The 23,902-nt window shown below is 72.8% G+C and carries 21 protein-coding genes and 1 pseudogene; 4 read left to right on the forward strand and 18 right to left on the reverse strand.

Translation table 11 applies throughout. The features are described 5' to 3' along the window. Nucleotides 1-122 precede the first annotated feature (122 nt). The 15 genes from GR130_RS32080 to mnmA all read right to left on the reverse strand — a co-directional run bounded on the left by GR130_RS32080 (nucleotide 123) and on the right by mnmA (nucleotide 18,025). Nucleotides 123-1,049, reverse strand: a complete 927-nt coding sequence (locus tag GR130_RS32080; RefSeq protein ID WP_159507945.1) for an LLM class F420-dependent oxidoreductase — start codon at nucleotides 1,047-1,049, stop codon at nucleotides 123-125. Between the two features lie 221 nt (nucleotides 1,050-1,270). Beyond that, nucleotides 1,271-2,779, reverse strand: a complete 1,509-nt coding sequence (gene gatB / locus GR130_RS32085; protein ID WP_159507946.1) for an Asp-tRNA(Asn)/Glu-tRNA(Gln) amidotransferase subunit GatB — start codon at nucleotides 2,777-2,779, stop codon at nucleotides 1,271-1,273. A gap of 31 nt (nucleotides 2,780-2,810) precedes the next feature. Further along, complete coding sequence (locus tag GR130_RS32090) at nucleotides 2,811-3,053, reverse strand: membrane protein (RefSeq protein WP_043266235.1); 243 nt, start codon at nucleotides 3,051-3,053, stop codon at nucleotides 2,811-2,813. Then, the gene (gene gatA / locus GR130_RS32095) at nucleotides 3,050-4,543 is read right to left on the reverse strand and encodes an Asp-tRNA(Asn)/Glu-tRNA(Gln) amidotransferase subunit GatA (RefSeq protein WP_159507947.1); all 1,494 of its coding nucleotides are present in this window, start codon (nucleotides 4,541-4,543) and stop codon (nucleotides 3,050-3,052) included. Before gatA ends, GR130_RS32090 begins: the two co-directional genes overlap by 4 nt. 2 nt (nucleotides 4,544-4,545) lie before the next feature. Then, complete coding sequence (gene gatC, locus GR130_RS32100; RefSeq protein ID WP_159507948.1) at nucleotides 4,546-4,842, reverse strand: Asp-tRNA(Asn)/Glu-tRNA(Gln) amidotransferase subunit GatC; 297 nt, start codon at nucleotides 4,840-4,842, stop codon at nucleotides 4,546-4,548. Nucleotides 4,843-5,218: 376 nt separating this feature from the next. Next, on the reverse strand, nucleotides 5,219-7,327 hold the full coding sequence (locus tag GR130_RS32105) for a putative bifunctional diguanylate cyclase/phosphodiesterase (RefSeq protein ID WP_159507949.1): 2,109 nt from the start codon (nucleotides 7,325-7,327) through the stop codon (nucleotides 5,219-5,221). 156 nt (nucleotides 7,328-7,483) lie between these two features. Next, nucleotides 7,484-9,700, reverse strand: coding sequence for an NAD-dependent DNA ligase LigA (gene ligA / locus GR130_RS32110; protein WP_159510341.1), 2,217 nt, complete (start codon nucleotides 9,698-9,700; stop codon nucleotides 7,484-7,486). A gap of 30 nt (nucleotides 9,701-9,730) precedes the next feature. Further along, the gene (locus GR130_RS32115) at nucleotides 9,731-10,744 is read right to left on the reverse strand and encodes a methionine synthase (protein WP_159507950.1); all 1,014 of its coding nucleotides are present in this window, start codon (nucleotides 10,742-10,744) and stop codon (nucleotides 9,731-9,733) included. A gap of 113 nt (nucleotides 10,745-10,857) precedes the next feature. Beyond that, entirely contained in the window at nucleotides 10,858-12,258 is a 1,401-nt protein-coding gene (locus tag GR130_RS32120) for an MFS transporter (protein ID WP_159507951.1), read from the reverse strand. Nucleotides 12,259-12,382: 124 nt separating this feature from the next. After that, nucleotides 12,383-12,778: a MarR family winged helix-turn-helix transcriptional regulator gene (locus GR130_RS32125; RefSeq protein WP_159510342.1), complete on the reverse strand. Its 396-nt coding sequence runs from the start codon at nucleotides 12,776-12,778 to the stop codon at nucleotides 12,383-12,385. Nucleotides 12,779-12,922: 144 nt separating this feature from the next. Beyond that, nucleotides 12,923-13,612, reverse strand: coding sequence for an SDR family oxidoreductase (locus GR130_RS32130; RefSeq protein ID WP_159507952.1), 690 nt, complete (start codon nucleotides 13,610-13,612; stop codon nucleotides 12,923-12,925). A gap of 47 nt (nucleotides 13,613-13,659) precedes the next feature. Beyond that, on the reverse strand, nucleotides 13,660-14,202 hold the full coding sequence (locus GR130_RS32135; RefSeq protein ID WP_159507953.1) for a TIGR00730 family Rossman fold protein: 543 nt from the start codon (nucleotides 14,200-14,202) through the stop codon (nucleotides 13,660-13,662). A 61-nt stretch (nucleotides 14,203-14,263) separates the two neighbouring features. Further along, a complete protein-coding gene (gene gdhA / locus GR130_RS32140) occupies nucleotides 14,264-15,640 on the reverse strand; it encodes an NADP-specific glutamate dehydrogenase (RefSeq protein WP_159507954.1) in 1,377 nt (458 codons plus the stop codon). Nucleotides 15,641-15,955: 315 nt separating this feature from the next. Continuing rightward, complete coding sequence (locus GR130_RS32145) at nucleotides 15,956-16,735, reverse strand: VC0807 family protein (RefSeq protein ID WP_236573739.1); 780 nt, start codon at nucleotides 16,733-16,735, stop codon at nucleotides 15,956-15,958. Nucleotides 16,736-16,879: 144 nt separating this feature from the next. Beyond that, nucleotides 16,880-18,025, reverse strand: a complete 1,146-nt coding sequence (gene mnmA / locus GR130_RS32150; RefSeq protein WP_159507955.1) for a tRNA 2-thiouridine(34) synthase MnmA — start codon at nucleotides 18,023-18,025, stop codon at nucleotides 16,880-16,882. Between the two features lie 54 nt (nucleotides 18,026-18,079). On the opposite strand from mnmA, the gene GR130_RS32155 reads away from it, so the two are divergent. After that, complete coding sequence (locus tag GR130_RS32155) at nucleotides 18,080-18,889, forward strand: N-acetylmuramoyl-L-alanine amidase (RefSeq protein ID WP_159507956.1); 810 nt, start codon at nucleotides 18,080-18,082, stop codon at nucleotides 18,887-18,889. Between the two features lie 15 nt (nucleotides 18,890-18,904). On the opposite strand, the gene GR130_RS32160 is transcribed toward GR130_RS32155, so the two are convergent. Beyond that, entirely contained in the window at nucleotides 18,905-20,074 is a 1,170-nt protein-coding gene (locus GR130_RS32160; RefSeq protein ID WP_159507957.1) for a cysteine desulfurase family protein, read from the reverse strand. Nucleotides 20,075-20,183: 109 nt separating this feature from the next. Between GR130_RS32160 and GR130_RS32165 the strand changes: the two genes are divergently transcribed. Both GR130_RS32165 and GR130_RS32170 read left to right on the forward strand, forming a co-directional pair. Further along, nucleotides 20,184-20,438 carry a type II toxin-antitoxin system Phd/YefM family antitoxin gene (locus tag GR130_RS32165; RefSeq protein WP_159507958.1) on the forward strand — a complete coding sequence of 85 codons (255 nt, stop codon included), beginning with the start codon at nucleotides 20,184-20,186 and terminating at the stop codon, nucleotides 20,436-20,438. A gap of 84 nt (nucleotides 20,439-20,522) precedes the next feature. After that, nucleotides 20,523-20,801, forward strand: a pseudogene (locus GR130_RS32170) (alpha/beta fold hydrolase); the annotation flags it as partial. Here the strand turns inward: GR130_RS32170 and GR130_RS32175 are convergent. After that, nucleotides 20,798-21,646 carry a thioesterase family protein gene (locus GR130_RS32175; protein WP_159507959.1) on the reverse strand — a complete coding sequence of 283 codons (849 nt, stop codon included), beginning with the start codon at nucleotides 21,644-21,646 and terminating at the stop codon, nucleotides 20,798-20,800. The pseudogene GR130_RS32170 and the gene GR130_RS32175 overlap by 4 nt on opposite strands. Before the next feature lie 146 nt (nucleotides 21,647-21,792). Here GR130_RS32175 and GR130_RS32180 point away from each other — a divergent pair, with 146 nt between their 5' ends. Beyond that, the gene (locus GR130_RS32180; protein WP_159507960.1) at nucleotides 21,793-22,443 is read left to right on the forward strand and encodes a trimeric intracellular cation channel family protein; all 651 of its coding nucleotides are present in this window, start codon (nucleotides 21,793-21,795) and stop codon (nucleotides 22,441-22,443) included. Between the two features lie 28 nt (nucleotides 22,444-22,471). On the opposite strand, the gene GR130_RS32185 is transcribed toward GR130_RS32180, so the two are convergent. Next, complete coding sequence (locus GR130_RS32185) at nucleotides 22,472-23,881, reverse strand: M1 family metallopeptidase (protein WP_159507961.1); 1,410 nt, start codon at nucleotides 23,879-23,881, stop codon at nucleotides 22,472-22,474. Nucleotides 23,882-23,902 lie beyond the last annotated feature (21 nt).

The following is a 23,902-nucleotide window of genomic DNA, read 5'->3' on the forward strand; positions in this document are numbered from 1 at the left end:
ACCGCCCGGCGGCCGGCTCCTGACCGTTCCCACCGCGGCCCCCGGCCGTACCGGTGCGGTCCGGTGGACCCCACGCGGCCGTTCCGAGGCGCCCCCACGACCGCTCCGGAGTGCCCCGCCGCTCAGTGCGCGGTCAACGCCGGTGCCAGCTCCCGCAGTTGGTCGAGGCCCAGGCCCGGTCCGGGGACGACCGGCTGAATCGCCACATGATCGGCGCCCGCGTCGTGGTGCTCCCGGATGCGCGCCCGGATCGCGTCCACGTCGCCCCAGGCCACGATGGCGTCGACCAGCCGGTCGCTGCCGCCGTCCTGGAAGTCGGCGTCCTCGAAGCCGAGCCGGCGCAGGCTGTTCACGTAGTTGGGCAGCGCCAGGTAGAAGCCGAGGTGGTGTGCGCGCACCTGGGCGCGGGCGGTCACCGGGTCGGTCTCCAGGAGCACGGCCTGCTCGGGGGCGAGCAGCGGGCCCTCGCCCAGGGCCGTGCGGGCGCGGGCGGTGTGCTCGGGCGTGACGAAATACGGGTGCGCGCCGGCCGCCCGCTCGGCGGCCAGCTCCAGCATCCTGGGGCCCAGCGCCGCCAGCACGCGGGCCGGCGGCGGGCTCGCGGGGGCGTCGTACGGGGCCGCGTCCATCGCGTCCAGGTAGGCGCGCATCGCGGCGAGCGGCTTGGCGTAGGTGTGGCCGCGCCCCTCGACCTGCGGGGCATGGCTGGCGCCCAGGCCCAGCAGGAACCGGCCGTCGTACGCCTCGGCGAGGGTGTGCGCCCCGGCGTTCATCGCCGTCGCGTCGCGGACCCAGATGTTGGCGATACCGGTGGCGACGGTCAGCCGCTCGGTCGCGGCCAGCAGCAGCCCGGCGTGGCTGAACGCCTCCTTGGTGGCCTGCGCCTCGCCGAACCACAGCGCCCCGTATCCCAGCCGCTCGATCTCGGCCGCGAACTCGCGCCCCGCCGCGGCCGACGCCCGGCCCAGCCCGCCGTGCCAGACGCCGACCCGGCCGAGCCGCGCGGCGATCGCCCGCGGGTCCTGAACGGCGGTGTCCTGCTGCGTCATTGCTCGTTCCTCCAGTGTCCGGCGGGCGGTGACCCGAGGTCCCGTATCCGTTGATCCTTTGCCGGTGACAGCACCGCGGGCGGGCGCGGCATTCCGCCGCGGAGCGGGAAGATCGAGAATTCCCGCCGGGAGAGGGGAGCGGGAGGGGGCGTCGGCGTATACGACGGAGCGGCCGCCCCTCCGCAGAGGGACGGCCGCTCCGTACCGGCACGATCCGGGAATCAGCCCTCGACGCCGAGCTTCTCCAAGATCAGCTCCCGCACCCGGGCGGCGTCCGCCTGGCCGCGGGTGGCCTTCATGACCGCACCGACCAGGGCGCCGGCCGCGGCGACCTTGCCGCCGCGGATCTTGTCGGCGATGCCGGCGTTGGCGGCGATCGCCTCGTCGACGGCGGTGCCGAGGGCACCCTCGTCGGAGACGACCTTCAGCCCGCGCTTCTCGACGACCGTGTCGGGGTCGCCCTCGCCGGCCAGCACGCCCTCGATGGTCTGGCGGGCCAGCTTGTCGTTGAGCGAGCCGTCGGCGACCAGCGCGGTCACCCGGGCGACCTGCTCGGGGGTGATCTGCAGTGCCGCCAGGTCCGTGCCGTCCTCGTTGGCGCGGCGGGCCAGCTCGCCCATCCACCACTTGCGGGCCGCCGCGGAGTCCGCACCGGCCTCGACGGTGGCGACGATCAGGTCGACCGCGCCGGCGTTGAGGATCGACTGCATGTCGTGCTCGGAGACGCCCCACTCCTCGCGCAGCCGGTTGCGGCGCACCCGCGGCAACTCGGGGAGCCCGGCCCGCAGTTCCTCGACCCACTCGCGGGAGGGGGCCACCGGCACCAGGTCCGGCTCGGGGAAGTAGCGGTAGTCCTCGGCCTCTTCCTTGACCCGGCCGGAGGTCGTGGAGCCGTCCTCCTCGTGGAAGTGCCGGGTCTCCTGGATGATCGTGCCGCCGGAGGACAGCACCGCGGCGTGGCGCTGGACCTCGTAGCGGGCGGCGCGCTCCACGGAGCGCAGCGAGTTGACGTTCTTGGTCTCCGAGCGGGTGCCGAACTTCTCGGTGCCGTTGGGGCGCAGCGAGAGGTTCACGTCGCAGCGCATCTGGCCCATCTCCATACGGGCCTCGGAGACGCCCAGCGCCCTGATCAGCTCACGCAGCTCGGCGACGTACGCCCTGGCGACCTCGGGGGCCCGCTCGCCGGCGCCCTCGATGGGCTTGGTGACGATCTCGATGAGCGGGATGCCGGCGCGGTTGTAGTCCAGCAGCGAGTGCCGGGCGCCGTGGATCCGGCCGGTGGCACCACCGATGTGGGTGGACTTGCCGGTGTCCTCCTCCATGTGCGCGCGCTCGATGTGGACGCGGAAGACCTCGCCGTCCTCCAGCTGCACGTCCAGGTAGCCGTCGAAGGCGATCGGCTCGTCGTACTGGGACGTCTGGAAGTTCTTGGGCATGTCCGGATAGAAGTAGTTCTTCCGGGCGAAGCGGCACCAGTCGGCGATGGTGCAGTTCAGTGCCAGGCCGATCTTGACGGCGGACTCCACACCGGTCGCGTTGACGACCGGCAGCGAGCCGGGCAGGCCCAGGCAGGTGGGGCAGGTCTGCGAGTTGGGCTCGGCGCCCAGGGTGGTGGCGCACCCGCAGAACATCTTGGTGGCGGTGCCGAGTTCGACGTGCACCTCGAGACCCATCACGGGGTCGTAGGTGGCCAGCGCGTCCTCGTACGGCACCAGGTCGGTGACAGTCACGGTGAAACTAACCTCTCAGGTCCGGCGCCGGTCAGTCCGCGAGGACGTCGTCGTCGTTGAGACGGCGCAGTTCGCGGATGAGCAGGGCGACGCCGGTGACGATGGCGGCGGCGGAGACGACGGCGTCGACCAGCTGGAGCGTGTCGTGCTCCCCCCTGGCCTTCTTCGCCTGCTTCACGACGCTCACCGCGCCGAACAGCGTGGTGCCGATGGACAGATACGTGCCGGGCTTGGACTTCTTGAAGCCCTTGGCCTTCGCGAGCTTGCCACTCATAGTGCAGGTGCCTCCTCAAGCAGGTGATGGCCCCACTTCTCGGTGAACGCGGCCTCGACCGCGGCACCGACCGTGTAGAGCCGGTCGTCCTTCATGGCCGGGGCGACGATCTGGAGACCGACCGGCAGGCCGTCCTCGGGAGCCAGACCGCAGGGCAGCGACATGGCGGCGTTGCCCGCCAGGTTGACGGGGAGCGTGCACACGTCGGCGAGGTACATCGCCATCGGGTCGTCGGCCCGCTCGCCGATCGGGAACGCGGTGGTCGGCGTGGTCGGTGAGACGATCACGTCGACCTGCTCGAACGCCTTCTCGAAGTCGCGGGTGATGAGGGTCCGGACCTTCTGGGCGCTGCCGTAGTACGCGTCGTAGTAGCCGGAGCTGAGCGCGTACGTGCCGAGGATGATGCGGCGCTTGACCTCGGGGCCGAAGCCGGCCTCGCGGGTCAGGGCGGTGACCTCCTCGGCGGACTTCGTGCCGTCGTCGCCGACCCGCAGGCCGTAGCGCATGGCGTCGAAGCGGGCGAGGTTGGAGGAGCACTCGGACGGCGCGATCAGGTAGTACGCGGCCAGCGCCAGGTCGAAGGACGGGCAGTCCAGCTCGACGATCTCGGCGCCCAGCTCCTTGAGGAGGGCGACGGACTCGTCGAAGCGCTGGAGCACACCGGCCTGGTAGCCCTCGCCGCGGAACTGCTTGACGACGCCGACCCGCATGCCCTCGACGCGGCCGTTGCGGGCCGCCTCGACGACCGGCGGGACCGGCGCGTCGATGGAGGTGGAGTCCAGCGGGTCGTGGCCGGCGATGGCCTCGTGGAGCAGCGCCGCGTCCAGCACCGTACGGGCGCACGGGCCGCCCTGGTCCAGGGAGCTGGAGAAGGCCACCATGCCGTAGCGGGAGACGCCGCCGTAGGTGGGCTTGACGCCGACGGTGCCGGTGACGGCGGCGGGCTGGCGGATGGAGCCGCCGGTGTCCGTGCCGATGGCGAGCGGGGCCTGGAAGGACGCCAGCGCGGCGGAGGAGCCGCCGCCGGAGCCGCCGGGGATCTTGGTCAGGTCCCAGGGGTTGCCGGTCGGGCCGTAGGCGCTGTTCTCGGTGGAGGACCCCATGGCGAACTCGTCCATGTTGGTCTTGCCGAGGATGACGACGTCGGCGGCCTTGAGCTTCTTGGTCAGGGTCGCGTCGTACGGCGGGATCCAGCCTTCGAGGATCTTCGAGCCGACGGTGGTGGGCATGCCCTCCGTCGTGAAGATGTCCTTGAGGGCCAGCGGGACGCCGGCCAGCGGGCCCAGCTCCTCGCCGCGGGCCCGCTTCTCGTCGACGGCGCGGGCCTGGGCCAGCGCGCCCTCGCGGTCCACGTGCAGGAAGGCGTGCACCTTCTCGTCGACGGCCTCGATACGGGCCAGGTGGGCCTCGGTCACCTCGACGGCGGTGAGTTCGCCGGAGGCGATCTTCGCCGCGATCTCGGCGGCGGTGAGCTTGATCAGGTCGGCCATGGTCACTCCTCGCCCAGGATCTGCGGCACCTTGAAACGCTGCTGCTCCTGGGCCGGGGCGCCGGAGAGCGCCTGCTCGGGGGTCAGCGACGGACGGACCTCGTCCGACCGCATGACGTTGGTCAGGGGCAGCGGGTGGGAGGTCGGCGGTACGTCTTGATCGGCGACCTCGGAGACGCGGGCGACCGCGCCGATGATGTCGTCGAGCTGTCCGGCGAAGTGGTCGAGCTCTTCGTCCTTCAGCTCCAGACGTGCCAGCCGGGCGAGGTGGGCGACCTCCTCGCGCGTGATGCCAGGCATGCAGCGATCCTCTGGTGTTTTCGGCGGAGTGTTCTGGGCGGGATGTTCCGGTGCGGAGAATTCCGGTCGAATTCTCCGCTGGGGTTTTCCGGGCCAATCCTATGGCGTACGGGATCGCTGTCGCGAAACGCTTTCGCCGGGCCGCCCGCGGCGGTGCGGGACGGCCCGGCCGGCACCGGCGCACGGTGCCGGCACGGCCGCGGGCCGAGGCGTCAGGCGCCGCCCTCCTCCGGGGGCGCCGGGTCGTCCGGCGACTGCTGCGGCCCGGGGTCGGCGGGGCCGCTTTCGCCGGGCCGGGGCTCGGCCGCCGGGTGCGGCGGGGCCGGGAGCTGCGGTGGTTCTTCGGAGCGGGGACACGGGACGGCCGGAGGCCGGGTCACTTCAGGACCTGTCCCGAAGGGCGCTCGGCTGCCTTCTCCGCCGCCAGGGCGGTCGTCTCCGATTCGCGGTGCCAGCCGCGTTCGCCGCGGGCCCTGAGCCAGGCCGTGGTCTCGTCCGGTGGCATCGCGGCGGCCACCAGCCAGCCCTGCACGGCGTCGCAGCCGAGGTCCCGCAATCGCTCCCAGGTCTCGTCGTCCTCGACGCCCTCGGCGACGACCAGCAGGCCCAGGGAGTGCGCGAGGTCGAGGGTGCAGCGGACGATCTCGGCGTCCTCGGTGTCGACGGCCAGCCGGGCCACGAAGGAGCGGTCGATCTTGAGCTCGCTGACCGGGAGGCGGCGCAGGTGGACCAGCGAGCTGTAGCCGGTGCCGAAGTCGTCCAGCGACATCTTCACGCCGTGGGCGGTGAGCCCGGCGAGGGTGTCGGCGGCCCGCTGCGGGTCCTCCAGCAGGACGTGCTCGGTTATCTCCAGCTGGAGTGCCCCGGGCGGGACGCGGTGCCGGGCCAGCCGGGCGGCGACCGCCCCGGCGAAGCCCGGCGAGTGCACGTCGCGCGGCGAGACGTTGACCGCGACCGGCACCTCCAGGCCCATCGCGCGCCAGCGCGCCACCTGGGCGAGCGCGGTCTCCAGGACGTACTCGGTCAGCCGGGGCATCAGCCCGGAGGACTCGGCGATGGCGATGAACTCGTCGGGTGGCACCCTGCCGCGGTCCGGATGGACCCAGCGGACCAGCGCCTCCAGGCCGGAGACCTGCCCGTCGAAGCCGACCTTGGGCTGGTAGTGCAGTTCGACGTCGCCGGCGTCCAGGGCGCGGCGCAGATCGCCCAACAGGCCCAGCCGGTCGGGGGTGTTGCCGTCCCGCTTGGCTTCGTAGAGCTCGACGCCGCTGCGGTCCCGCTTCGCCTGGTACATCGCCACATCGGCGCGGCGCAGCAGCCCTTCGGCGTCCAGGGCGTGGTCGGGGAAGACGGCGACCCCCGCGCTGGCTTCGAGCACGAGGGTCAGTCCGTCGAGGTCCAGCGGGGAGCCCAGGGCGGCGACGAGGTTGCGGGCCACCCGCTGGGAGCTGGTGAGGGAGTCGGTGGTCGGCAGCAGGACGGCGAACTCGTCGCCGCCGAGCCGGGCGGCCTCGGCGCCGCGTGGGAGGGCGTGCCGGAGCCGGTCGGCGATCTGCAGCAGCAGGCGGTCGCCGGCGAGGTGCCCGAGGGTGTCGTTGACCGAGCGGAAGCGGTCCAGGTCGATGAGGACCAGCGCCGACCGGACGCCGACGCGCTCGGCCTCGTCCAGGGCGGACCAGGTGCGCTCCAGCAGCCACTGGCGGTTGGGGAGGCCGGTCAGCGGGTCGCGGAGCTGCTCCTCGGCCCGCGCGCGGGCTATCCAGAGGGTGGAGTCCAACGCGATGAGCGGCACCGCGAACAGGGGCAGCAGCAGCGGGGCGTTGACCGCGCAGACGGCGATCAGCGGGGAGATGCCGAGCAGTGCGACACCGACCAGTGCCTGGCGCACCACGGCCGTGCGGGCGATGGTGGGCAGTCCGCCGGTGCGCGGCGCCAGGCTGAACCAGAGCAGCGCCCGGCTGACGAGGAGGTAGCCCGCCGCCGTCACCACCACCTGGGGCAGCACGGAGAGGTCCCAGGCATCGGGCGCCCAGGGGTGACGGACCGTCGCGTGCACTCCGCAGGCGGCCAGGGCGAGCGCCGCGGCACCGATGCCCAGGACGTCAACTGCCCCGTGCACCAGGGCCTGTCGCCAGCGGTGCCGGCGGGCGGCACCGACCAGGACCACGACGGAGAGACTGACCAGGGTGGCCGGCACCCAGCCGTACAGGAGGAGTACGGCGAGGGCGAGGGCGGCGCCGGAGCCCGTGCCGCCCCACCAGCGGTCCCGGCCGAGGGCGACCAGATGGCCGACGATGACGCCGGTCAGGATCGCCAGCGACCAGCCGACGGCGCCGCCCGGGAACAGCGCCTCGCCTTCGCCGAGCGTGCCCACCACACCTGCGGCGAGCGCCAGGCCCGCCGTCATGACGATGGCCGCGGGCAGCGCGGGCACCACGAGCCGGCGGAGCCGCGACGCCGGAGCGGCGCTGTCGGTCGGTTTCATTCCGATCCCTCTCACAGCCGGCTGTGCCCGCGCCACGGCAGGCGCACACGTCAACAGTAGGCCGCGGAAGGCCATCGCGGGCAGCGATCGGCAGCGGTTGCCCGAATGCGACCCGGCCTCCCAGATCCATCTGGTATGCGCCGATAGGGTGACACCTCACTCCTCCTCAGGCGGAGTGACAGCTACCGCTCGTGCCGCCTCGGGACCCTGCTCCAGCAGCACAGCGAAGCCATCATCATCCAACACAGGGACCTTCAGCTGCATGGCTTTGTCGTACTTCGAACCCGGGTTGTCGCCCACCACCACGAATCCGGTCTTCTTCGAAACGGATCCGGTCACCTTCGCACCAAGAGCTTGTAGGGCCTCTTTCGCGCCATCTCTGGTGTGTGACTGAAGTGTGCCCGTTACGACGACGGTGACGCCTTCCAGCGGGCGCGGGCCCTCGTCGCCCGCCTGCTCCTCCTCCATGCGGACGCCGGCGGCCCGCCAGCGCTCGATGATGTCCCTGTGCCAGTCCTCGGCGAACCACTGCTTGAGCGAGGCGGCGATGGTCCCGCCGACGCCGTCCACGGCGGCGAGTTCCTCCTCGCTGGCGTCCCGGATGCGGTCGATCGAGCGGAACTCCCGGGCCAGCGCCTGCGCCGCGACCGGGCCCACGTGCCGGATGGACAGGCCGGTGAGGATCCGGGCCAGCGGGCGCTCCTTGGCGGCCTGGATGTTCTCCAGCATGGCGAGGGCGTTCTTCTTCGGCTCGCCCTTCTGGTTGGCGAAGAAGGTGACGACCTTCTCCTCGCCGGTCTTCGGGTCGTGCTTGGGCAGTCCCGAATCGGGGTCGAGGACATACGACTTGATGGGCAGCAGCTCCTCGATGGAGAGGTCGAAGAGTCCGCCCTCGTCCTTCAGCGGCGGCTCGGCGGGCTCCAGCGGCTGGCTGAGGGCGGTGGCCGCGACATAGCCGAAGTTCTCGATGTCCAGGCACTTGCGGCCGGCCAGGTAGAACAGCCGCTCGCGGATCTGGGCGGGGCAGGCACGGGCGTTGGGGCAGCGGAGGTCGATGTCGCCCTCCTTGGCGGGCTGGAGTGCCGTCCCGCACTCGGGGCATCCGGCCGGCATCACGAACTCCCGCTCGGTGCCGTCCCGCAGGTCGACGACCGGGCCCAGGATCTCCGGGATCACGTCGCCGGCCTTGCGGATCACGACGGTGTCCCCGATGAGCACGCCCTTGGCCTTGACCACGTCCTGGTTGTGCAGGGTGGCGAACTCCACCTCGGAGCCGGCGACCGTGACCGGCGCGACGACCGCGTACGGCGTGACCCGGCCCGTGCGGCCGACGCCGACGCGGATGTCCACCAGCTTGGTGTTGACCTCCTCCGGCGGGTACTTCCAGGCGATCGCCCAGCGCGGTGCCCGCGAGGTCGCGCCCAGTCGCCCCTGGAGCCGGATCTCGTCCAGCTTGACGACGACCCCGTCGATCTCGTGCGCCACGGCCGTGCGGCGGGTGTCGGGGTCGCCGTAGTGGTCGATGAACTCCCGCACCGCGGCGAGCGAGTCGACGACGCGGTTGTGCGCGGCGGTGGGCAGGCCCCACTCCTCCAGCAGGGCGTACGCCTCCGAGAGCCGGTCGATCTCCAGGCCGTCGCGGGCGCCGAGGCCGTGCACGACCATGTGGAGCGGGCGGCTCGCGGTGACCTTGGGGTCCTTCTGGCGCAGCGAACCGGCCGCGGCGTTGCGGGGGTTGGCGAACGGCGGCTTCCCGTCGGCGACCAGGCGCTCGTTGAGCTCCAGGAACTTCTCCATCGGGAAGTAGACCTCGCCGCGGATCTCGACCACGTCGGGGACCCGGTCGCCCGTGAGGCGGTGCGGGATCTCGGTGATCGTGCGGACGTTGGGCGTGATGTCCTCGCCGGTGCGGCCGTCGCCGCGGGTGGCCGCGCGGGTCAGCCGGCCGTGCTCGTAGGTGAGGTTGACCGCCAGGCCGTCGACCTTGAGCTCGCACAGGAAGTGGTAGCCGGCGCCGCGCGGGTCGCCGCCCAGCTCCCCGGCGATCCGCTCGGCCCAGGCCGCCAACTCGTCGTTGTCGAAGGCGTTGTCCAGCGAGAGCATCCGCTCGCGGTGCGCGACCTCGGTGAACTCCGTGGCATACGCGCCGGCGACCTTCTGGGTCGGGGAATCCGGGGTGCGCAGCTCCGGGTGCTCGTCCTCCAGCGCCTCCAGGGAGCGCAGCAGCCTGTCGAACTCCGCGTCGCTGATGACCGGGGCATCCTTCACGTAATACCGGAAGCGGTGCTCCTCGATCTGCTCAGCGAGCTGCGCGTGCTTCTCCCGCGCCGCTGCGGGCACCTTGGATACCACTGCGTGCTGTTCGCCAGCCACCGTCATGTCCTCCCGTGTCCTTGAGACCGGTCACTCTGGGTTGTCCGCGAGCGACCTCGCCGCCCGGACGCAGTGGGCGAGCACCGAACGGGCATATGCGGGCGAAGCGCCCGCCAGCCCGCACGCGGGGGTCACCACCACGGACTCCGCGAGAGTCCCCGGCGCCAGCCCCAGCCTGCGCCACAGCGTCCTGACACCCATGACGCTACCGGCAGGGTCTGACAATCGGCCGTCCACGCCCGGGACCACGCCCGCGAACAGCGCCGTACCGCCCTCGACCGCCTCCCCGATCGCCTCCTCCTCACGCTCGGTGAGCAGCCCGAAATCGAACGAGACGCCCGCCGCGCCGGCCCGCCGCAGCAGCCCGAACGGCACCTGCGGCGCGCAGGAGTGGACGACGACCGGACCGCCGTCCGCGGCCCCGACGAGCTCGCGCAGCGCGCTCTCGACGTCCGCCCGGTCCACGGCCCGGTGGGTGCGGTAGCCGCTGGCGGTCGGCACCCGGCCCTGGAGCACCGAGGTCAGCGACGGCTCGTCGAGCTGGAGCACGACCTCGGCGCCCGGCACCCGCCGCCGGACGTCCGCGAGATGGCCGCGCAGCCCCTCCGCCAGGGATGCCACCAGGTCCCGGCGGGCGCCGGGGTCGCCGAGGGCGGCCTCGCCGTTGCGCAGCTCCAGGGAGGCGGCCAGCGTCCACGGGCCGACCGCGGAGACCTTCAGCGGCCCCTCGTACCCCTGGGTGAACTCCTCCAGGGCGTCGAGGTCTTCGCCGAGCCAGGCGCGGGCCCGGCGGGTGTCGCGGCCCGGCCGGTCGCTGATCCGCCAGCCGCTGGGCTCCACATGGGCGTAGAGCTCGACCAGCATCCCCAGGGTCCGCCCGATCATGTCGGCGCCCGGCCCCCGTGCGGGAAGCTCCGGCAGGTGGGGGAAGTCCTCCAGGGAGCCGGTGACGGTCCGCGCCGCTTCCCGCGCGTCACCGCCCGGCATCGACCCGATCCCGGTCGCCGCGCCCGCGGCCCACTTGTGCGTGCTGTTCTCGCTCACCCAGGAAGGGTATGCGGCGGGGCGGCCGGGCCGCCCCGGCCCCCGTCCGCCCCGCCCCTTGCCGGACGTCCTCCGTGGCCCGTTCCCCACGTCCCGTGTCCGCCCCGCTCCGTTCAGGCCCGGCCGCGGACGCCCAGCCATCCCACGACCGCCGCCGCGGCCAGCGCCACCGCGGTCAGCGCGAAGGCGTGGCCCGCGCCCTGGAAGCCGCCGCCCGCGCCGGCCAGCACGGCGCCCATCCCGGCGATGCCGACCAGCGAGCCGACCTGGCGGTTGGCGTTCAGGGTGGCGCTGCCGATGTCGGCGTGCTCGCGGCCCGCGGCCTCCATCAGGACGCCGGTCATCGCCGGGGAACTGACCCCGCTGCCGAGGTTGGCGACGGCCAGCACCACCGCGATCACCCCGTACGGCAGGCCCGGCGCGAGGAGCAGGAACAGCAGCGCATAGCCCGCGGCGGAGAGCGCCAGGGAGGCGGCGAGCGCGGCGCGGTTGCCGATGCGCTGCCCGATGCGGGAGTAGAGGATGTTGCCGACCGGGATGACCAGTACCGCCGGGAGCATCTGGAGCCCGGCCGTCACCGGGCTCGCTCCGCGCGCGGTCTGGAGGAAGAGGCCGAGGACGAACAGCGCGCCGTAGAAGGCGAAGTTGAAGAGGAAGCCGACCACGTTGGCGGCGGAGAACCGGCTGTCCGCGAAGAGCGCGACCGGCAGGATCGGCGCACTCGCGGCCCGTTCGCGGACCACGAATCCGGCGGCGGCGAGGACGGCCAGCGCGCCCGCCCCCAGGACGTCCGGCGCGGCCCACCCCTTGGCGGGCCCCTCGATGAGCGCGTAGCTGAGCGACCCGAGAGCCAGCAGGCCCAGGACGTGGCCGGTGCCGCCGAGCGCCGAGCGGCGGGCCGGGACCGCGGCGACCACCCGGCGGGTGAGCAGCAGCCCCGCGACGCCGATGGGGAGGTTGACCAGGAAGATGCTGCGCCAGCCGAGCGTGCCCACGAGGAGGCCGCCGATGGTCGGCGCGAGGCCGACGGAGGTGGAGACGATCGCGGACCAGATGCCGAGGATCCTCGCCCGGCGGGCCGGCTCCGGGAAGGCGTTCATCAGCAGCGACAGCGAGCTGGGCATGAACAGCGCGGCGCCGGCTCCCTGGGCGAAGCGGGCCGCCACCAGGACGCCGCCGTCCGGCGCGGCGGCGCCCAGCAGCGACGCGGCGGTGAACACGGCCAGGCCGACGAGGTAGATCCGCCGGGCGCCGAACCGCTTGGCCAGCGAGCCGGCGAGCAGCAGCAGCGAGGCGAAGGCGAGGACATAGCCGTCGACGACCCAGGTCAGGCCGGACATGGTGAGCCCGAGCCGGGCCCGCAGGTCGTGGGCGGCGACGTTCATGATGCCGGTGTCCAGGCTGGCCATCACGAACCCGAGGGCCAGGACGAGGAGTTGGGTGCCGCCGCGGGGTGTGACGGGGCGGGTTGGCTGCGAGCCCGTTGCGGTGCGCGGCGCCGTTTCAGTGATCATGCATTTAGTTAAAGCTGTAGCTATCTTCCCCAGCAATGGTTACAGCTATAACTTTATCGAAGTTATACGAAAGGCCCTCGGGTCTCACCCGGGGGCCTTCGGAGCCGGACGCGGAACGGGCGGGCTACCCGCCCTCGACCCGCCCCAGCGCCCTCAGCAGTTCATCGCGGAGCGCCACCCGCTCCTCGTGGGAGAGATGGTCCAGCGGCGAGCGGGTGCCCATCCGCCGCAGCAGGTCCAGCCGCAACTCCCGCCCCGCCTCGGTCAGTACGAGCTGCTTGGCCCGCCTGTCCTGGGGGTGCGGCCGCCGTACGACCATGCCCTGCTTCTCCAGCTTGGAGATGACATAGGTGACGTTCGGCGGCTCGCAGCACAGCACGCCCGCCAGCTCCCGCGCGGTCTTCGGCTCGCCCAGCTCCTCCAGCGCCTTGGCCTGCGTCGGCGTCAGGTCCAGCTCGGCGATCCGGCTGCGCTGGTGGGCGTCCAGGCGGCGGCTCAGCTCGGTGACGAGTCCCCGGATCTCCCGGAACCCGCACCCCGCCGCCGCGGTCGGCTTCGCTTCAGTGGTCACCCCTGAAGCGTACGTCGCCGCCGCGGAAGCGAACGGGGACGGCCGCCCCGCAGGGCAGCCGTCCCCTTTGCACCTGCCGTCGCGGCCCCGGGCTCACCGCCCCGGCCGGACCACCACGTCCTTCAGCTCGGCGTCGCGCGGCAGATCGATCGCCGTGAGGATCGCCGTCGCGACCGACTCCGGGTCGATCCAGCGGGACGGGTCGTACTCCTTGCCCTCCTGGCGGTGGGTGCTCTCCTGCATGGGCGTCGCCGTGCGCCCCGGGTAGACCGAGGTCACCCGCACGCCGTTGCCGTGCTCCTCGGCGCGCAGCGAGTCGGCCAGCGCCTTGAGGCCGTGCTTGCTCGCCGCGTAGGCGCTCCAGTTGGCGTGCGCGTCCAGCCCGGCACCGGAGTTGACGAAGACGACGTCGCCCTTGGCGATCCGTACCAGCGGCAGCAGCAGCCGGGTCAGCTCAGCGGGCGCGACCAGGTTGGCGGCGAGCTGGCGCTGCCACGCCTTGACGGGCAGGTCGCCGACGGCGCCCAGTTCGATGACGCCCGCGATGTGCTGGAGCGAGTCGATGCGGTCCGGCAGCGGCTGCTGCCCGAGGGCGAAGGACAGCTTCTCGGGGCGGGCGAGGTCGCCGACGATGGCGTGTGCCCCGGGGAACTGGTCGGCCAGCTCCTTCGCCCGTACGGCGTCCCGCGCCAGCAGCCACAGCTCCTCACCGCGCGCCAGCAGCCGCTGCGCGACCGCCGCTCCGATGCCCGACCCTGCGCCCGTGATCAAGTGCGTTCCCATGGGGCCGATCCTAACGAGGGCGCGCGCCGCACGGGGGGCGCACGGGATCACTCCCCGGCGCCGGCCCGCTCCTCCAGGTAGGCCAGCGCAGCGGCCCCGTCGTCCGCGAAGAACACCAGGTCGGTGAGGGGAAGCGGCAGGAACCCCTCCACCTCCATCCGCCGGAGCTGCTCCTTCAACCCGTCATAGAAACCGGCGGTGTTGAGCAGGACGACCGGCTTGCGGTGCATCGCGTGCTTGCGCAGCTCCAGGATCTCGGTGGCCTCGTCCAGGGTGCCCGTACCGCCCACCATGACGACGACGGCGTCGGCGCGCGCCAGCAGCTGCGCCTTCCGCTCGGCGAGGTCCTTGGTGACGACCATCTCCTCAGCGCCGGCCCGCGCCTTGTGGGCCAGGAACTCCACGGAGACGCCGATCAGCTTTCCGCCGGCCTCCTGCACGCCGTCGGCCATGACCTTCATCAGCCCGGTGTCCGAACCGCCCCATACCAGGGCATGACCGCCCTTTCCGATCAGGGTGGCGAACTGCCGGGCGGGGGTGACATAACGGTCGTCGAGGTCGGCGGCGGAACAGAAGACGCAGATGTTCATGCGGTCACCCTACGGGGGCGGTGCGCGCGGCTCCGCCCCCGGGAACGGCGGTGCCGCCGGATCAGATCAGACCCTGGTCCAGCATGGCGTCCGCTACCCGCTCGAAGCCGGCGATGTTCGCGCCCGCCACGTAGTCGCCGGGCAGCCCAAAGCGCTCGGCGGTCTGGTGGCAGGTGTCGTGGATCCCCCGCATGATCGCGGCCAGTTCACCCTCCGCGCGCGCGAACGGCCACGCCTCGCGGGCGGAGTTCTGCCGCATCTCCAGCGCGCTGGTCGCCACCCCGCCCGCGTTGGCGGCCTTGCCCGGACCGAAGGCCACACCGGCCTCCTTGAGGAGCGCCACGGCCTCCGGGGTGGTGGGCATGTTGGCGCCCTCGGAGACCGCCTTGACGCCGCCTCGGACCAGGATCCGCGCGGCGTCCGCGTCCAGCTCGTTCTGCGTGGCCGACGGCAGCGCCACGTCGCAGGCGACGTCCCAGACGCGGCCGCCCTCGACGTACTTGGCGGACACCCCGCGGCGCCGCGCGTAGTCGGCGACCCGGCCGCGCTCGACCTCCTTGACCTGCTTGAGCAGCGCCAGGTCGATGCCCTTCTCGTCGACGACGTAGCCGCCGGAGTCCGAGACGGTCAGGACGTGGGCGCCGAGGGCCTGCGCCTTCTCGATGGTGTAGATCGCGACGTTGCCGGACCCGGAGACCACCACCTGCTGCCCGTCCAGCTCCTCGCCGCGCTGCTTGAGCATCTCCTGGGTGAAGAGCACGTTGCCGTAGCCGGTGGCCTCCGTACGGGCCCTGGAGCCGCCCCATGCCAGGCCCTTGCCGGTGAGGACGCCGGCCTCCCAGCGGTTGGTGATGCGGCGGTACTGGCCGAAGAGGTAGCCGATCTCCCGGCCGCCGACGCCGATGTCGCCGGCCGGCACGTCCGTGTGCTCGCCGAGGTGGCGGTGCAGCTCGGTCATGAACGACTGGCAGAAGCGCATGACTTCGGCGTCCGACCTGCCGTGCGGGTCGAAGTCGCTGCCGCCCTTGCCGCCGCCGATGTTCAGGCCGGTCAGCGCGTTCTTGAAGATCTGCTCGAAGCCGAGGAACTTCACGATCCCCAGATTCACGGACGAGTGGAAGCGCAGCCCGCCCTTGTACGGGCCGAGGGCGCTGTTGAACTCCACCCGGAAGCCGCGGTTGACCCGGATCGTCCCGGAATCGTCCTGCCACGGCACCCGGAACATGATCTGCCGCTCCGGCTCGCAGATCCGCTCCAGGATCCTCGCGTCGACGAACTCCGGACGGGCCGCCAGCACGGGCGCCAGCGTCTCCAGGACTTCGAGGGCGGCTTGGTGGAACTCGGGCTCGCCGGGATTCCGGCGGACCAACTCGGCGTGCAGGGATGCCGTCCCGGCGGCGCGCGCGCCGGACCTGACCTCAGATTGAACAGTCGACATGACTCGCGTTCCCTTCGTGGCCGACGAAAGCCGCATGCCGCCGGTTCACCGTCGAACCGCCGGTGCGGGCCTCTGACGTCCCGTCGCACCGCCGACCTTATGGGCCGCGGGCACGCCGCATCGACCGCGGGGTGCCCGACACGCCAATCCCGCAAGAACTTTCCCCAACTCCTCCGCCCGATATGGCCCGTTACCTCCCTGACGTCACGTGGCCCTCCGGGTGGGTGCCGCCGCCCGGGACTTCGAGGACCCCCGTACCCCGGAGTCCTGGGCGGCCGCACCCCCGGCGGCGCGCTGCGGCCGGGGCGGCCGGGCTCAGTCCGCCGCGGCGACCGGCTCGGCCGCCCGGGTCCCGGCGGCCTCGGCACGGCGTACCGCCTCGTCCCGCGCCACCTCGGCGCCGACCATCTGCTCCAGGGGCTGGGCGCCGACCGCGCCCGCCACCACCATGGCGAACAGGACGGCCACGATGGCCAGCACGGTGCCCAGCCAGACCATGACGTGCACCGGCAGGGTGTAGGCGCCGACCACCCTGATGACGCACTCGGCCAGCAGTGCGCACCCCCAGATCAGCGAGAACCGCCGCTCCGCCCGCCGGAAGGGCTCCGAGGTGGCCAGCAGCCGGTCCCAGGCGGCCTCTCCGGCCGGACTGCCCTTCGTCACCCAGGGCTTGAGGCCGGCGGTCATCAACGGCCGCCTGGTCCGCAGCGAGAGCAGCACCGCTATCCCGACCACGCTGCTGACGCCGCTGTCCTTGGCCATCATCAGTCGCGGATCGCCCGCCACGGTGCTCAGCGCCAGCCCCGCCGCGTTGACGGCCAGGATCAGCAGCGCCAGGCCGTTGACGCTCCGGGTGCGGACCAGCCCCCAGACCGTGCGCAGCGCCGGGACCACGCTGCTCCATCCCAGGGCGGCCACATCGCTCATCCCGGCGCCGCTGCTGAGGGCGTAGTACAGGCCCAGCGGGATCCCGGCGTCCAGGATCAGTGGCCCGAACGCCGCCAGCAGCCGGTTCCCGGCGGGCTGTTGGTCACCGGGCCGCCGGACGGCGGACGTCCCGGCGGCCGGGTCGACGGCGGATTGACTCTGACGCATGGCGGACTCCCCCGAGCTGGGCTGTGAACTGCGGCTGTGCGCCGTTCCTTTGCCCCATCAGCTTCGGGTACCGCGCCGCCCCGGCGGCAGTCTCAACTGTCCCTGGAACACCGTGACATTTGTCAGTACCGGCGGACCGGCGGGTCAGGCCGACCGGCCCGCCTCCGCCGCCGTCCGGCGGTCGGTCGTGGCGATCGTCGCCGAGCCGACCACCCGGGTGCCGTCGTAGAGCACGATGGCCTGGCCGGGAGCGACACCGCGCACCGGCTCCGTGAAGGCGACCCGCAGCTCGGTGCCGTCGACGAGCTCGGCACTCACCTCGGTCTCGCCGCCGTGCGCGCGCAGCTGCGCGGTGTACGTGGCGGGGCCGGCCGTCGGCGGGCGTCCGCACCAGCGGGGGCGGATGGCGGTGAGGGCGGTGACGTCGAGGGAGGCGGCGGGGCCGACGGTGACCGTGTTGTCCACCGGGGAGATGTCGAGGACGTAGCGGGGCTTGCCGTCGGGGGCCGGGCGGCCGATGCGCAGGCCCTTGCGCTGGCCGATGGTGAAGCCGTACGCGCCCTCGTGCGTGCCGACGACCGTGCCCGACTCGTCGACGATGTCGCCCTCGGCCGTGCCCAGGCGCTTGGCGAGGAAGCCCTGGGTGTCGCCGTCGGCGATGAAGCAGATGTCGTGGCTGTCGGGCTTCTTGGCGACGAACAGGCCGCGGCGGGCGGCCTCTTCGCGGATCTCCGCCTTGGTGGTGCGGGTGTCGCCCAGGGGGAACATCGCGTGCGCCAGCTGGCGGTCGTCGAGGACGCCGAGGACGTAGGACTGGTCCTTGGCCATGTCGGAGGCGCGGTGCAGCTCGCGGCTGCCGTCCTCGCGCAGCACGACCGTGGCGTAGTGGCCGGTGCACACCGCGTCGAAGCCCAGGGCGAGGGCCTTGTCCAGGAGGGCGGCGAACTTGATCTTCTCGTTGCAGCGGAGGCAGGGATTCGGGGTGCGCCCGGCCTCGTACTCGGCGAAGAAGTCCTCGACGACGTCCTCGCGGAAGCGCTCGGCGAGGTCCCAGACGTAGAAGGGGATGCCGATCACGTCGGCGGCGCGGCGGGCGTCGTGGGAGTCCTCGATCGTGCAGCAGCCGCGGGCGCCGGTGCGGAACGACTTCGGGTTCTCGGACAGCGCGAGATGGACGCCGGTCACGTCGTGGCCCGCCTCGGCGGCGCGGGCCGCGGCGACGGCGGAGTCCACGCCGCCGGACATGGCGGCGAGTACGCGGAGGCGGCGGGGAGCGGCGGCATCAGTCATAACCACTCCAGAGTAGACGGAACCGGAGAGCGGCCGGAAAGCGTTGTGCGGGGCATGGGGGAAACGGACGGGACACGGGACGGGCGGCAGGCCGGGGACGGGGCCGCGGAGCAGTCAGGAGGCGGGCCGGACGGCTCCGTGGAGGGGGCCGACGACCGGCCTCGCCGGCGGTCCGGGCTCACCCGGCGCCGGGCCCTGCTGCTCGGCGGCGGCGCCGTGGTGGCCGCGGGGGCGGCGGCGGTGGCGGCCCGGGAGGAGCTGGCGTACTGGTGGTGGCGGCTGCCGGGGAACGGCAGGCCGCGCAAGGAAGGGGAGGTCGACTTCCCGGGCGCCGAGTGGGTGGCGGCGTCCCCGGCGAACTACCGCCGGGCCGACCGCCCCGACGACTACGCGGTCGACCGCGTGGTGATCCATGTCGTCCAGGGCGACTTCGCGACCGCGCTGAAGGTCTTCCGGGACCCCTTCCACGAGGCGTCGGCGCACTACGTCGTCCGCCGGGACGGGCACGTGGCGCAGGCGGTCCGGGAGCTGGACGTGGCGTTCCACGCCGGGAACCGCGGCTACAACGAGCGCAGCGTCGGGATCGAGCACGAGGGCTTCGTGGACCGGCCGGAGTCCTTCACCGGCCCCCTGTACGCGGCATCGGCGCGGCTGACGGCCGGGATCTGCCGGCGGTACGGCTTCCCCGCCGACCGGGAGCACGTCATCGGCCACGTCGAGGTACCGGGGACGGACCACACGGACCCCGGCCCCCACTGGGACTGGGACCGCTATCTGCGGCTGGTCCACGCCGAGCTGCGCAAGCCGCCCGCGAAGCCGCCCCGGGCCACGCCACCGGCCGCCGGGGCGGGGGCCCGGCCATGACCCGTCGGACGGGCCCTAGCTGAGCCCCGCGCCCCGTGCCCGCTCCACCACCGGGCCGATGGCCGCCGCGAGGGCGGCGACGTCCTGGGCGGTGGAGGTGTGCCCCAGCGAGAAGCGCAGGGTGCCGCGGGCGAGGTCCTGGGACATACCGGTGGCGAGGAGCACATGGCTGGGCTGCGCGACGCCCGCGGTGCAGGCCGAGCCGGTCGAGCAGGCGATGCCCTGGGCGTCCAGCAGGAGCAGCAGCGAGTCCCCCTCGCAGCCGGGGAAGGTGAAGTGCGCGTTGGCGGGGAGCCGGCCCGCGGGGTCCGGGTCGCCGCCCAGGACCGCGTCCGGGGCGGCGGCGCGTACGGCCTTGATCAGGTCGTCGCGCAGGGCGCCGATCTCGCGGGCGAACTCCTCGCGGTGCGCGACCGCGTGCCGGCCGGCGGCGGCGAACGCGGCGATGGCCGGGGTGTCGAGGGTGCCGGAGCGGACGTGCCGCTCCTGACCGCCGCCGTGCAGGACGGGCACCGGGGCGTGTTCGCGGCCCAGCAGCAGCGCGCCGATGCCGTACGGGCCGCCGATCTTGTGGCCGGAGACGGTCATCGCGGCCAGCCCGGAGGCGGCGAAGTCGACGTCCAGCTGACCCACCGCCTGCACCGCGTCGGCGTGCAGCGGGATCCCGAACTCCCTTGCCACCTCGGCCAGTTCACGGACCGGCTGGACGGTGCCGATCTCGTTGTTGGCCCACATGACGGTGGCCAGCGCGACATCGCCGGGGTTGCGGGCGATGGCCTCGCGCAGCACGTCGGCGTGCACCCGGCCGTAGCGGTCGACCGGCAGCCAGTCGACGGTGGCGCCCTCGTGCTCGCCGAGCCATTCGACGGCGTCCAGGACGGCGTGGTGCTCGACACGGCTGACGAGGACCCGGGTACGGGCCGGGTCGGCGGCCCTGCGGGACCAGTAAAGGCCCTTGACCGCAAGGTTGTCGGCCTCGGTGCCGCCCGCCGTGAAGACGACTTCGCTGGGGCGCGCACCCAGGGAGGCGGCGAGTGATTCCCGGGCCTCTTCGACGGTGCGCCGGGCCCGCCGGCCGGCGGCGTGCAGGGAGGAGGCGTTTCCGGTGACGGTCAGCTGGGCGGTCATCGCCTGGACCGCCTCCGGAAGCATCGGAGTGGTGGCGGCGTGGTCGAGGTAAACCATGGTGGGCCGATTCTACGAGCCCGCCCCCGGCGCATGCCCCGCGCGGGGGCGCAAACCGCACGGCGCACGCCGCTGCGCACCGTGAAGGCAAAAATATACAGTTCTGTACATGTCTGAGACCTATGCGATGGCCGAGGCCCGGGCACACTTCGGTTCCCTTGTGCGCCGGACCGCGCTCGCCCGCGAGCGCATCACCATCACCGATCACGGGCAACCGGCCGCGGTACTGATAAACCCCCAGGAACTCGCGGACATCGAGGACGCTCTCGCGCTCGCCGAGTACCGGGCACGGCAGGCGGCGGGCACCGTGCACGGCGTGCCCCACGACGAAGTACGGGCTCGCCTCGGCCTGGAGCGCGAGTGAGCTACGACGTCATCCGGGATGAGCCCGCGCTGAACCTCACCCCTTGGACACCCCCGCAAGGAGTGCGGGGCGCGGCGCGGGCGCCGGCCGGCGTTCTACCGGCAGATCGCGCAGAACGACCAGCGGTGCACGGACGAGGTGACCGGGCGGTACGGGGAGGTCGCGGTGCCGGTGCTGGTCTGCTGGGGCGCCGAGGACGCCCGGATCCCGGTCGCCAAGGGGCGCGAGCCGGCCTCCCGTATCCCCGGGGCCGAGCTGCGGGTGATCGAGGGGGCGGGCCATCTGGTCCACGAGGACGCGCCGGCCGAACTGGCGGTGGCCCTGCGGGAGTTCCTCGGACAGCCCCGCCCCTCGCGGAGCTAGTCGATCAGGACCGTGCGGGCCAGCTGGCGGGACTGGGCGACGAGCCGGTCCTCGGAGTCCCAGACCTCGGCGTCCTCCTCCAGGAAGCCGCCGGCCAGATTGCGGGTGGTGATGGCGACCCGCAGCGGGCCGGGGGCCGGGCGGTGGCGTACGTGGGCGGTCAGTTCGACGGTGGGGACCCAGCCGATCAGGCCCATGTCGAAGGCGGTGGGCGGGAGTGCGTCGACCGTCAGGAGCAGCGAGAGGGGGTCGGGGTCGCGGCCGTCGGCGAGGCCGAACCAGGCGCGCATCTCACCCTTGCCCGAGGGGGCGCCGACCGCCCAGCCCGCGGTGGCCGGGTCGAGGCGGAGGTCGAGCCGGCCGGCGATCGCGGTGCTGCCGGGGATGGCCGGGCGCTCGCCGGGGGCGCTCTCGGCGCCCAGGCAGTGCTCGTACGGCGGGATGGCCGGGGGCTTGGCGGTGGTGCGGACGTCGTCGGGAAGGGTCGCGAGGTCCCCGTACGCGGCGAGCACGCGCAGCCGCTCGACCTCGGTGCCGTCCTCGGCGAACTGCACGAGGGAGGCGGTGCCGGTGGACAGCGTGCGGCCGGTGCGGACCACTTCGGTGCGGATGACGGCCGGGCCGGGGACGGAGGCCGTGAGGTAGTGCGCGGTGACCGTGAGCGGGTCGGGGTGCGGGAGGGTGTCGCCCAGGGCCCGGCCCATGAGGGCGAGGAGGTAGCCGCCGTTGACCGCGTTGATGATCGTCCAGCCCGCGGAGAGGTGGGTGTCGTAGGCGCCGGTGGCGCGCCGGATGACCGCGGTGTCGCGGTCGAACTCACTGTTTCCTACGGTCGCCGTTGCCATGGCGGCACCGTACACCGGTTTATTACCGACCGGTAGTGTCAATTTCAAGGGCCGCCGGCGGGCCCCTGCGGACCGCCGACCGACCGCCGGTGTCCACCTACCGACCGCCCCGGACCCGCGTGTTCCGCGGCTGTAATGATGGCGGCATGCTTCATGTGCTCTACCTGATCGGCGTCGCGGCCTTCGCGGCGAGCGGTGTGCTGGCCGCCTACCGCGCGAACATGGATCCGTTCGGCGGGCTGGTGCTGGCGTTCGCCGCGTCCATCTCGGGCGGCACGCTGCGCGATCTGATCCTGGACCGGCGGCCCCTGTACTGGACGCACGACTGGGTACTGCTCACGGTGATCATCTGCGTCGGCGTCGGCACCATGGCCTATCTGCGGTTCTGGTCGCTGCCGCGGAAGTCGCTGCTGGTCGCGGACGCGATCGGGCTGTCCGTCGTCACGGTGATCGGGGCGCGGGCGGCGATCACGGCGGGGGCCACACCGCTCGCGGTGATCATCCTGGCGGTGCTGACCGGGGTGGCCGGCGAGGTCATCCGGGACGTGCTGTGCGGGGAGTTCCCGCCGCTGCTGCTGCGCGAGGACGTCTACGCCATCGCGGCGCTGGCCGGCGGCTGCTGCTATCTGCTGCTGCACCAACTCGGTGTCGGGGCCACCCCCGCCGCGGCGGTCTCGGCAGGGGTGGTGTTCGCGCTGCGGATGGGCGCGGTCTACCTCGGGCTGCATCTGCCCCGGCCGCAGCAGCTGCGCGCCCGGGGGGCGAAGGAGCCCGAGGAGCCCGGGGACGGCGCGTAGCCGCGCGGCCCGGTGGCCGCGTGAGCGGTCAGTTCCCCGGCAGGGCCGGCCGGCCGGGGGTGTCGAGCCAGGTGTGGAACAGGTCGCCCAGCCGCTGACCGGAGACCTTCTCGGCGAGCGCGACGAACTGGGCGGTGTTCGCGTTGCCGTAGCGGTGCTGCGCGGTCCAGGTGGGCAGCAGCTTGAAGAACGCCTTGTCGCCGATGCGTTCGCGCAGCGCCTGGAGGGTCATCGCGCCCCGCTCGTAGACCGCGTCGGAGAACATGGTGTCCCGCTGCGGATCGGAGACCTTGATCTTCCAGAGCGGGTCGTTCGCGGGCAGGGAGTTGTACGCCTTGCGGAAGGCGTCATGGGCCGTCGTGGTGCCGCGGTGCTCGGCCCACAGCCACTGGGCGTACGTGGCGAAGCCCTCGTTGAGCCAGATGTCCTTCCACTGCTTGACCGAGACCGAGTCGCCGAACCACTGGTGGGCCAGCTCGTGGACGATCGTGGTCTCGTTGCGCACCGCCGAGTAGACCGGCTTGGACTGCACCTCCAGGGAGAAGCCGGCCTCCGGCATGTCGTCGACGATCGCGCCGGTCTCCTCGAAGGGGTACGGGCCGAAGATCTTGGACCAGTAGTCGGTGGCCTCCGCGGTGATGCCGTAGATGTCGACCTTGCCGGTGGGGAGGGTCGGGTCGACGGCGACGTAGATCGGGGTGCCGCCGGGGGTGGTGCCGGTCCGGGTGTCGAACTTGCCGATGGTGGCGGTCGCCAGGTACGTCGCCATCGGGCGGCTCTCGCGCCAGTGGGACCAGGAGCGGCCGTGCGACTCGCCGGAGCTGATGAGCCGCCCGTTGGAGACGCCGGTCAGGCCCTTCGGGGCGTCGATGTGGATGTCGTAGGTGGCCTTCTCGCTGGGGTGGTCGCTGGAGGGGAACCACGTCGAGGCCGCGTTCGGCTCGCAGGCGACGAAGACGCCGGTCTTGGTCTTCATCCAGCCGTACTTGGAGCCGAAGACGATCGGGCCGCTGAGCGGCTGCGGGACGCCGTGGTAGACGACGGTGACGGCGAAGCGGGCGCTGCGGGAGAGCGGGGCCTCGGGGCGGATGACGATCTTGTCGCCGGTCCGCTGGAAGTGGGCCCGGCGGCCGTTCACCCGGATCGAGTCGACGGTCAGCTTCTGGAGGTCCAGGTCGAACGTCGAGAGGTTCTGGGTGGCTCTGGCGGTCAGCGTGGTCCGGCCGTCGAGCCGGCCCGAGTCGGGGTGGTAGCTGACGCCGAGGTCGTAGTGGAGGGGCGTGAAGCCGCCGTTGCCCATCTTGGGGAAATAGGGGTCACCGACCCCGGGGGCGCCGGGGGTGGCGCCGGGGGCGGCGGCGATGGTGGCGGCCGAGGCCACCGCGGTCGCCAGGGCGAGCCAGCGGGAGGTGCGACGCGCAGAGCGGGAGAGTGCCATGAGCCGTCCCTTCCAACACAC

This window comes from Streptomyces sp. GS7 (genome assembly GCF_009834125.1).
In the GTDB taxonomy this organism is placed as follows: Bacteria; Actinomycetota; Actinomycetes; order Streptomycetales; family Streptomycetaceae; genus Streptomyces.

Coding starts and splice junctions, on each gene's coding strand:
- GR130_RS32105 (WP_159507949.1), bottom strand. CDS start 7,327: ATGAAACCGACCGACAGCGCCGCTCCGGCGTCGCGGCTCCGCCGGCTC.
- GR130_RS32080 (WP_159507945.1), bottom strand. CDS start 1,049: ATGACGCAGCAGGACACCGCCGTTCAGGACCCGCGGGCGATCGCCGCG.
- gatA (WP_159507947.1), bottom strand. CDS start 4,543: ATGGCCGACCTGATCAAGCTCACCGCCGCCGAGATCGCGGCGAAGATC.
- gdhA (WP_159507954.1), bottom strand. CDS start 15,640: ATGTCGACTGTTCAATCTGAGGTCAGGTCCGGCGCGCGCGCCGCCGGG.
- GR130_RS32090 (WP_043266235.1), bottom strand. CDS start 3,053: ATGAGTGGCAAGCTCGCGAAGGCCAAGGGCTTCAAGAAGTCCAAGCCC.
- GR130_RS32185 (WP_159507961.1), bottom strand. CDS start 23,881: ATGGCACTCTCCCGCTCTGCGCGTCGCACCTCCCGCTGGCTCGCCCTG.
- GR130_RS32180 (WP_159507960.1), top strand. CDS start 21,793: ATGCTTCATGTGCTCTACCTGATCGGCGTCGCGGCCTTCGCGGCGAGC.
- GR130_RS32165 (WP_159507958.1), top strand. CDS start 20,184: ATGTCTGAGACCTATGCGATGGCCGAGGCCCGGGCACACTTCGGTTCC.
- GR130_RS32145 (WP_236573739.1), bottom strand. CDS start 16,735: ATGCGTCAGAGTCAATCCGCCGTCGACCCGGCCGCCGGGACGTCCGCC.
- GR130_RS32160 (WP_159507957.1), bottom strand. CDS start 20,074: ATGGTTTACCTCGACCACGCCGCCACCACTCCGATGCTTCCGGAGGCG.
- GR130_RS32130 (WP_159507952.1), bottom strand. CDS start 13,612: ATGGGAACGCACTTGATCACGGGCGCAGGGTCGGGCATCGGAGCGGCG.
- gatC (WP_159507948.1), bottom strand. CDS start 4,842: ATGCCTGGCATCACGCGCGAGGAGGTCGCCCACCTCGCCCGGCTGGCA.
- GR130_RS32135 (WP_159507953.1), bottom strand. CDS start 14,202: ATGAACATCTGCGTCTTCTGTTCCGCCGCCGACCTCGACGACCGTTAT.
- GR130_RS32175 (WP_159507959.1), bottom strand. CDS start 21,646: ATGGCAACGGCGACCGTAGGAAACAGTGAGTTCGACCGCGACACCGCG.
- GR130_RS32155 (WP_159507956.1), top strand. CDS start 18,080: ATGGGGGAAACGGACGGGACACGGGACGGGCGGCAGGCCGGGGACGGG.
- mnmA (WP_159507955.1), bottom strand. CDS start 18,025: ATGACTGATGCCGCCGCTCCCCGCCGCCTCCGCGTACTCGCCGCCATG.
- GR130_RS32120 (WP_159507951.1), bottom strand. CDS start 12,258: ATGATCACTGAAACGGCGCCGCGCACCGCAACGGGCTCGCAGCCAACC.